The organism is Pseudoalteromonas sp. GutCa3 (genome assembly GCF_002836155.1).
GTDB classification, from domain to species: domain Bacteria; phylum Pseudomonadota; class Gammaproteobacteria; order Enterobacterales; family Alteromonadaceae; genus Pseudoalteromonas; species Pseudoalteromonas arctica.
The window spans coordinates 1-9,206 of sequence record NZ_PJBK01000040.1 but is presented as its reverse complement, the minus strand read 5'-3'; the positions used below and the strand labels follow the sequence as shown (position 1 = coordinate 9,206).

Below are 9,206 nucleotides of genomic sequence, written 5' to 3'. Positions count from 1 at the left end.
CTTAGGGTAAATACTCATACCAATAGTAAGGATATGACACACAAACACAACAGAGGTAAGTACTACACGCATTTTTTGATAATCTTTATGATAGGTTTTCCATTGCGGCGTGGCTTTTTCAAATATAAGTACTAACCAAAAACTAGCACCTAGCCAAGCCAGTGCCCACTCTACAGGTAAAAATGATAAAAATGGAACTGGGATAACAGGTAATACCGCTTTAATTGCATTGCTATAGCTTTGCTCTCCGGCGCGCCACAAGCTACCTGCCATAAATGCTAAAATGGCGATACTGTAAAAAGTAAAAAACTCTAAGTTAAGGCTATTACTGCCAAACATAAGCGGCCAACCCACACACCCTAAAAACGGGATTAAGCCTAAGTAACCTAGTTGTATGTGGTTAAAAAATTTTTCCATTACGGCGTGCCTTATATTTAATGACTTATTTGAAGCGCGGCTATTGTAGCAGTATTGCGATTAGCGATCTTAATAATTCGCCAGCGTTTACAATCCAAATAATGCTTACGATAACAGGGATTATATAGTTCAATCCAAAAAACCGATTGTTTTAATCTAAACAATCAATTTTATTTAATTATCCATTAGCCTTATTGTATTAACCAAGCCAACGCAGAAGGTCGTTTTAAACGAGAGCGTTGATTACTTTTTAAATACATTAAATATAGATGAGGAAATACCATGAGCACTTCATTAATCAATACTAAATTACAACCATTCAATGCAACCGCTTACCACAACGGTGACTTTGTAGAATTGTCTGAAAAAGATGTTCTAGGTAAATGGTCAATCTTCTTCTTTTACCCAGCAGACTTTACATTTGTATGTCCTACTGAACTTGGTGATGTTGCAGATTATTACGCACAACTTCAAGAAATGGGCGTAGAAGTTTACTCAGTATCTACTGACACTCACTTCACTCACAAAGCATGGCACGATACGTCAGACACAATTGGTAAAATTACTTACCCAATGATTGGCGACCCAACAGGACGTATTACTCGTAGCTTTGGCGTAATGATTGAAGAAGAAGGCTTAGCACTTCGCGGTACATTTGTAATGAACCCAGAAGGCGAAATTAAAATTATCGAAACTCACGATTTAGGAATTGGCCGAAGCGCTAAAGAACTTGTTCGTAAAGTGCAAGCTGCACAATACATTGCAACTCACGACGGTGAAGTTTGTCCTGCATCTTGGCAGCCAGGTGAAGACACACTTGCACCTTCACTAGATTTAGTTGGTAAAATCTAAGTATCAGATTTATTCCTACTATAAGGGCAGGTAACTGCCCTTAAATCAACGAACATCCGTTTGTTGGTGCCTCCTATATATCAATATACTTGTTTAAGCACATGCATTATTTGGCATGGGAGGCTTGCTGTTTAAATTTTCCTAAAAGGGTTAAGCCATGTTAGATAACAACATAAAAAATCAATTAAAAAGCCATTTTGAATCGCTTACTCAACCTGTTGAGCTACTTATTGCCTTGGATGACAGCAAAAAATCAGCAGAAGTAGAAAGCTTAGCGAACGATTTAGCCTCACTGAGCGATAAATTTACGGTAATGAACAACCCAGATACAAGCGCGCGTCGCCCGTCAATGGTTGTACATTCACCTATTAAAAATACCCATATTACGTTTGCAGGCGTACCTATGGGCCACGAATTCACAAGTTTAGTGTTAGCTCTTTTACATACTGGCGGACACGCAAGTAAAGCTAAAAGCGAAGACATTGAACAAATACAATCGCTTACTCAAGAACTTAACTTTGAAGTATATATAAGTTTAAGTTGCCAAACGTGCCCGCAAGTAGTGCAAGCACTTAATACTATGGCAGCGACAAACAGCAATATTAAAGCGACCATGATTGATGGCGCATTATTTCAAGACGAAGTAGAAGAGCGAAATATTTTAGCTGTACCGGCTGTATATTTAAATGGCGAACCATTTAGCCAAGGTGCACTAAGCCTTACCGACATACTCAATAAAGTAGATAGCAAAGGGGCACAGCGCCAAGCTGAATCGCTAAGTAAAAAAGATAAATTTGATGTACTTGTAATTGGTGGCGGGCCTGCGGGCGCATCGGCTGCGATTTACTCAGCACGAAAAGGGTTAAATACAGGTATTGTTGCCGACAGATTTGGTGGACAAGTTGCAGATACATTAGCAATAGAAAACTTTATTTCGATTAAGGCGACTGAAGGGCCAAAATTGGTTGCCCAGCTTGAAGAGCACGTTAAAGAATACGATGTAGATGTAATGCATAATCAGCGTGCAGCGGCACTTGGTTATAACAATGGCTACGAAATTACACTAGAAAATGGCGCAGTACTCAAAGCTAAGTCGCTCGTACTTGCCACTGGTGCACGCTGGCGCGAAATGAACGTACCAGGGGAGGAAGAATATCGCGGCCATGGTGTGGCATATTGCCCACATTGTGATGGCCCTTTATTTAAAGGTAAACCTGTTGCTGTAATTGGCGGTGGCAATTCGGGTATAGAAGCGGCAATCGATTTAGCTAATATTGTGCAAAGCGTTACGGTACTTGAATTTGCAGACACACTACGTGCTGATGAAGTGCTTATTCGTAAAGCTAAAAGCATGGCTAATATTACTATTATCAAAAGTGCACAAACAACCGAAGTACTTGGTGATGGTAAAAAAGTAACTGGCTTAATGTACACAGATAGAGTGTCGGGAGAGAGCAAAGAGCTTGAACTTGCCGGTATATTTGTACAAATAGGCTTAATACCAAATACTGAGTGGTTAAAAGACAGCGACCTTGAATTAAGTAAATTTGGTGAAATACTGATTGATGCTAAAGGCGCAACGTCACTATCAGGAATTTACGGCGCGGGGGATGCAACCAATACTCCGTTTAAACAAATTATTATTGCAATGGGTAGCGGTGCAACAGCAAGTTTAGGTGCATTTGATTATTTAATTCGTCACTCTGAAGAAGCTGATCAAAGCGCTGCTTAATGTAATTAGTAAAAACTCTCTTGATATAACAGCAAGGCTACACCCATAGCTGTTTGTTAACCCAAGCCGCCCTTCTCCAAAGGCGGCTTTTTTAATGCTTAAGAATTAGCACACGATTTAATCGCACCCACCACCAGAATCACCGCCGCTACAATTTGTGTGAGAGTGCGCTGAGTTACTGCTAGAGGAAACTGGTGAGTCACTGCCAGTATAAACTGATGATCCACGTGATGACTTAGCACTGATAAATGTAACTAACAGCAATACGCCTGATACGATAACTATTGTTATTGATGAACTCCATTGCCCAGTGGAAACGCCTTTAAATACTGCAACAATAAGTACTGTTAGTAATATAGTTCTAATTATGTTTTTAATTTTATATCCTTATTTAACCAATCAGTTGACTACAAACGTTAGCTAACTTTAGCGGTATGCTCAAGCGCGTTAATAACTGCTTTTTCAAGTATGGGTAGTTTAAACGGTTTTGATATAAACATATCCATACCGGCTTGTTTGCAGGCAAGTTTATCTTGTGATGAAGTATTAGCAGTTATAGCCACTATGTAGGTTCCTTCATGCGAGCAGATTTTTTCTGATCTAAGCTGCTTTGTTGCCTCAAATCCATCGAGTATGGGCATTATGCAGTCCATAAAAATAAGGTCATAATGCTTTTGGCGACATTTTAATACAGCATCTTGGCCATCAACTGCAGAGTCGGCTTTTATATTAAGTTTGCCTAAAGAAGCATGAAGTACCAACCTATTAATATCGTTATCATCGACTACAAGTACTGATAGTTCACTGCCATTGATATCTAACGTTGATTTGAGGTTTTCTTGTTTTTGTTCTGTCCCTTTCTCAATAGGAATATTTACTAAAAACGTAGTGCCTTTATTAGGTGTACTTTTTACCTTTATTTTGCCGCCCATATATTCAACAAGTTCTTTTACTATTGCAAGGCCAAGGCCTGTTCCACCTTTTGAATTTTTAGCATCTACTTCTTGAGAAAAAGGAGAAAACAGTGATTCTAAAAAGCCTTTACTCATTCCTCGGCCTGTATCAGACACTTCAATATTTAAACTTAGCTTAGTTTTTACTTTAGAAAGGCTGGTGTTTAGTGTAACTGAACCATTTTCAGTGAATTTAAGTGCATTACTCAGTAAGTTAGAAGCAATCTGGCTAAGGCGTGTGTTGTCGCTAAACGCCCAGCAGTTGTCATCAATTGTATTATTTACTTGTAGCGTTACATGCGTGTTTTTAAATAGAGGTGTATATAAAGAAGTTAAATCGGTAAAAATTGTTTTTAGTAAAAAGTCAGTAGGTTCAAGCTTTAGCTCACCATGATTAATTTTAGAAAAATCGAGCACTTCGTTAATAATACTAAGTAAAATATCGGCGCTTCTAAGGCCTATTTTAATTTTTTCAGCGCGAACTTCTTCACTGTGTTCATCAACTAATGTGGTTAGCATACCTGTAATGCCATTCAGTGGGGTTCTTAATTCGTGGCTGATTTTAGCAAATAGCATGCTTCTGTCTTCAAGTAGGCGCTCTGCTTGAGCTTGCTTTTGTTTAAGCTCTTCTCGGAGCATTACTGATTCGGTTACATCTTGGCAGGTGCCAAATAATCGGACACATCGGCCTTCATCAAATTCGGCCTCACCAAAGGTAGCCACCCATAAATGTTTATTTTTAGCGGTTACTATTTCTAGTTCTAGATTCCATTTTTTGCCTTTTTCTATGGCTAATTCTACCGCGCGAGTAATGCCTTCACGACTTGGACCTTCTTTATAAAACTCGACTGCAGAATTCATTTGCGGTTGAAATTGTTCATCCACCTCATGTATGAGGTATGTTTGCTCGCTCCAGGTAATTTTATCGGAGATTAGATCAACCTCCCACGTACCTATATTTGCAACGTGTTCTAACTTTAATAAAGTATTACTATTTTTTATGAGTTGTTCTTTAGCTTGGGTGCGAGCAAATTCCGATCCAAGCCATTGTGCAAATAACTCAATATAATCATAGGCTGCATCATTAAAAGCTGGAGAGCTGTTTATGGATGAAAAGTTAACGGTACCAAATATTTTTTCACCAATTTTTATTGGCGCGCCAATATAAGACTCTAACTGAAAGTTTATATAACAGGGGTGGTTTGCAATTGCGCTTTGAGATGCTTTATGAAAAGCAAGTGCAGAGCCTGCAGCGAGCGTATGTACGCAATAGGTGCCTTGTAATTCAAACACGGTACCGGGTAAAAGTGAGTTGTCAGGGGTTTTGGCATATAAAACGGTGTAGCTGTTTTCATCTACTTTACTAATAATACCTAGCTCAAGGTCAAATACTTCTAACCCAAACACTAAGAGCTTATTAATTTTATTTTCAAAATCAAGAGATTGATTAGAAACTATATCGTGAAAACATCGTAAAAAATTCAAAAGAAAACACCCCGTAAGCTTTTGTTCAATTTATATAATACATAGGCCAATTAGGGCATTGGTATTAGTTTAAAATCCAGTTTAGCAGTTTTAATTACTAATAACTAAAATTGATACGTATTAAATTTTATAACCTTATGTTTTTATGAACTAAGTTAGTGGTTTATTAATAGTAGTAGGGCCTGTTGACCTTTCAGGATTAAAAATTGTCCCTAGGCAGAACCCAAAGGGCAACGCATGTTTGGCATTTATGCTGCGTTATCGCCTATTTATGGGGAATAACCACACTAAATAGGCTCTGCCTTGCCTAAATACCAAACAGTCTGCTGCAAATTTAACCTCGAAAGATAAACAGGCCCTTGTATATAGCGCAGCATGCCGCCGAGCATATAATACTCAGCGGTATACTTTTAATACGTTGAATTTGGGGTATATTGCGGGTTGATATCGCCGCCTACTTCCTCTGGATCAACATCGTTAATAAGCAGTGTTTCACGTACAGCTTCAATGTGATCAAGCACGCTTTGGTAGCGCTCGCCATATTCATACTTTGTCACCTCAATCGCTTTAGGCATGTAAGTAAAAGCTATTTTTAGGGCGTGGAGTGCTTCTTCGTTTATTTTTTCGCTCATAATATTCTCTTATGTGTAGGCTATAGTTAGTAAAATAACACCAAATACGATTCGGTAAAGACCAAAACTAACAAAAGTGAAATTTTCTAGAAAGCGTATGAATAGTTTAATAGTAAAATAAGCAACTATAAAAGACGTTAAAAAACCCACAGCAAGGGCAGTTAGGTCATCTAAGCTAAACAGTTGGTAATGTTTAAGTAAGTCGTACCCTGAGGCTGCTGCAAGTACAGGTAAACCAAGTAAAAATGAAAATTCAGCGCTGGCTTTTCGGTTTAAACCACACAACATGGCACCAACAATAGAACTTCCAGCACGACTAGTCCCTGGAATTAACGCAAATACTTGTGCTACGCCAATCCAAAGAGCTTGTTTATAAGTAACTTGGGTTACATCGGTAGTTGTGCAGTGAGTCTCTTTATAACTGCGCTCTAATAGTAAAAAAATCACACCGCCTACAATAAACATAACACCTACTACTGGTACGCTAAACAGTGTTTTTATTACATCACTAAATATAAAACCAATAATACCCAAAGGAATAAATGCAATGGCAACTTTCACCCATAAATTGAAATGTTTAGGGCTGAACTTGTCTTTATAGTTGGCTAGTACCGCTAAAATGGCGGCAAGCTGGATAATTACTTCGAAGGCGAGGTTAGCGTCTGTTGATTCAATGCCTAACCACTTTGACGCTACAATTAAGTGCCCAGTTGATGATATGGGTAAAAATTCTGTTATACCTTCAATAATACCTAAAATAATCGCGTTAATTATATCCACGGTTTACTGCTTCCTGAAAAATTAAAAAGCCCGAACTCGGCTTAACTGAAATGACGCATTACTGCGTACCTAAATTGCGAGGCGTAGCATAAAAGCTCTAAAGGCAAACCAACAGTGTTTTTAGACTTAATTTGTTTAATAAATTGCATTAAGCATTAAATGCACAATATAATGACAATTGTTATCATTTGCATGTGCTGTTTTGTATATGTTTGGGCAAATTTACTGAGCGAATAATGAATAATAAAAAAACGTTTACAGCTACACGGCGAAGGCACTTAATTGCGTGTGTATTAGCGCTAATTACAGCGGTAATAATGATTCCGGGTATGACAACCTATTTACCGTTTCAAATGAATGAACAAATATTACTGCCTATTTTACTCTTTCCTATTATTTGGACTGCGTTGTTTATTTATGCGTATTTGGCGCAAAAAGTATGGCAACCTTTTGTAGTAATGATTGCATTGTGTGTATTACATGGTTTATTGAGTTTTTGGGCGTTAACGCAGGGGCAGGGATGAAGTCGATTACTTTAAAAAAGCTATTTTTATTACATAGCTGGGTAGGAATTATTACTGCGGTACTGCTATTTATTGTTGCATTTAGTGGGGCGTTAGCAGTTCTGTCGCGACCTGAGTTAAAAATATGGGCTAATCCAGAACTACAATCTAGCCAATACGTTGCCAGCGCGCAAATTAACCGACTAGTAAACGAATACCATAAACAGGTGCCTAGTGAATTTGGCGAAAACATTCATGTGTTTTTACCAAGTGGACATAACTTTCATTTATTAACGTTGGTATTTGAATCCCACCATGGCGATGAAAATTACGACCAAGAGGTGGCCAGAGTATTTCAATTTCATCCCGATACGTTGACGCTGGAAAATACTTACTATGGGCCTAGTAAAGAGTTTTACGCCAATAAAAAAACGGATGCGCCAACTTATATAGGTGAGTTTCATGCAGATTTGCATTTAGGGCGACCAATTGGGTTAATACTCACTGGGTTTTTAGGTTTAACGCTTTTAGTAAGTGCAGTGACAGGCTTGTTTATTCATCGAAAATTGATAAAAGAGCTCTTTACGTTTAGGCGAGATAAAGGGTTAGATATTGCAGTAAGCGATGCTCATAAGGTTATAGGTATTTGGGGCAGCGTATTTAATATTGTGATTGGTTTTACAGGATCATTTTTAGGGCTTGCGACCATTATTTTACTACCAGCAGCTGCGTTTGTGAGCTTTGGTGGCGATCAAGATAAGTTAATAGAAACGTTTACCGCTATTCCTGAGCCTGTAGTTAGCCACATTAAGCAACCTACAAAAATAGACACTATTTTAGAGCATGCTCATAGTCGTTACCCTGAAGCAATAATTAGGGATGTCACAATAATGGCGCATAACGATGCGAATGCGCAGGTATATTTGCGTTTGTTAGGTGGTGAGGCTGTTGCTTCTCAGTTACTGCATTATCAGGGCAATGGTGAGTTTGTGCAGTCGATGAGTAGTTTTGGTGATATTTCAGGTGTTTCGATAAAAGTAATTGAGTTGATGTTTCCGCTGCACTTTGGGAACTTTGCAGGAGTGTTTGTAAAATTACTTTGGGTATTGCTTGGCTTAAGTACTGCGCTTTTACCTATTTCGGGCATGATGATGTGGCTAACAAAGCGCACACGTGGCAGTAGCCCTTCACTGAGTATGCAGGCATATGCACGCTGGAATCGTTTTATTATTGGCAGTTGTGGCGGTTTGGTATTAGCAAGCTTTGTGCTATTTCCTGTGCAAGTTGTACTTAATTATAGCGTTGTTGGTGTGGCGCAAAATAGCTTTTTTGGACCCGTGTTCTTTTATACCTGGTTGGCATGGTTACTCTTAAGTGTATTACCCATAGGTTATAAAAACTACTTTAAGCTGACTCTTTTACTATGCGGCGCTTCGCTTGCTTTGGTGCTGCCACTTAATATTTTACTTGGCGTTAGCAATGTTATTAACCTTAATAGCTCGCTTGTCGCGGTAGTAGATATAAGCTTTATGGTGGTGGGTATCGTGTGTATGTTTGTTGCCTTAAAAATAAAAAACACACAAAAATTACAAATTGAGGTACAACCCGCATGAACGAGCTACTAATTACAATTGCGATGGTAAGTTTACTACTAATGATGCTCAACCTACGAAAAAACACACTTACATTAGCGACTAAAACATTTTTAAGTGCACTGCTATTTGGTTTAGCGCTGATATGTTTTATGAGTGTTTACGGTATTTTAGGCGGTGCAATATGCACCGTTGTAGGAGCTATGTTAGCTGGTTTACTAACCGCAGTTATTGCGGGTAAAGCACCGCAATTATTAGGT

The 9,206-nt window shown here is 38.5% G+C and carries 9 protein-coding genes; 5 read left to right on the top strand and 4 right to left on the bottom strand.

The window, feature by feature from the left end:
- Positions 1 to 417, bottom strand: a 417-nt coding sequence (locus CXF64_RS08340) for a DUF3429 domain-containing protein (RefSeq protein WP_024591878.1), incomplete at its 3' end; no start/stop codon positions are given.
- 282 nt (positions 418 to 699) lie between these two features.
- Here CXF64_RS08340 and ahpC point away from each other — a divergent pair.
- Positions 700 to 1,269: an alkyl hydroperoxide reductase subunit C gene (gene ahpC, locus CXF64_RS08335; protein ID WP_007581822.1), complete on the top strand. Its 570-nt coding sequence runs from the start codon at positions 700 to 702 to the stop codon at positions 1,267 to 1,269.
- Between the two features lie 157 nt (positions 1,270 to 1,426).
- Positions 1,427 to 3,001, top strand: a complete 1,575-nt coding sequence (ahpF, locus tag CXF64_RS08330) for an alkyl hydroperoxide reductase subunit F (protein WP_101216794.1) — start codon at positions 1,427 to 1,429, stop codon at positions 2,999 to 3,001.
- Between the two features lie 416 nt (positions 3,002 to 3,417).
- On the opposite strand, the gene CXF64_RS08320 is transcribed toward ahpF, so the two are convergent.
- The 3 genes from CXF64_RS08320 to CXF64_RS08310 all read right to left on the bottom strand — a co-directional run bounded on the left by CXF64_RS08320 (position 3,418) and on the right by CXF64_RS08310 (position 6,851).
- Positions 3,418 to 5,439, bottom strand: a complete 2,022-nt coding sequence (locus CXF64_RS08320) for a GAF domain-containing hybrid sensor histidine kinase/response regulator (protein ID WP_101216792.1) — start codon at positions 5,437 to 5,439, stop codon at positions 3,418 to 3,420.
- A 410-nt stretch (positions 5,440 to 5,849) separates the two neighbouring features.
- Positions 5,850 to 6,071 (bottom strand): hypothetical protein, encoded by a 222-nt coding sequence (locus CXF64_RS08315; protein ID WP_007581825.1) that lies wholly within the window; start codon positions 6,069 to 6,071, stop codon positions 5,850 to 5,852.
- A 9-nt stretch (positions 6,072 to 6,080) separates the two neighbouring features.
- Positions 6,081 to 6,851, bottom strand: a complete 771-nt coding sequence (locus CXF64_RS08310; RefSeq protein WP_010555290.1) for an undecaprenyl-diphosphate phosphatase — start codon at positions 6,849 to 6,851, stop codon at positions 6,081 to 6,083.
- Positions 6,852 to 7,087: 236 nt separating this feature from the next.
- Between CXF64_RS08310 and CXF64_RS08305 the strand changes: the two genes are divergently transcribed.
- From CXF64_RS08305 to CXF64_RS08295, 3 genes are all read left to right on the top strand, one after another.
- Positions 7,088 to 7,375 carry a hypothetical protein gene (locus tag CXF64_RS08305; protein WP_101216791.1) on the top strand — a complete coding sequence of 96 codons (288 nt, stop codon included), beginning with the start codon at positions 7,088 to 7,090 and terminating at the stop codon, positions 7,373 to 7,375.
- Entirely contained in the window at positions 7,372 to 8,967 is a 1,596-nt protein-coding gene (locus tag CXF64_RS08300; protein WP_198551132.1) for a PepSY-associated TM helix domain-containing protein, read from the top strand. Before CXF64_RS08305 ends, CXF64_RS08300 begins: the two co-directional genes overlap by 4 nt.
- On the top strand, positions 8,964 to 9,206 hold a 243-nt coding region (locus CXF64_RS08295), incomplete at its 3' end, for a hypothetical protein (protein ID WP_007581829.1). The genes CXF64_RS08300 and CXF64_RS08295, both read left to right, overlap by 4 nt.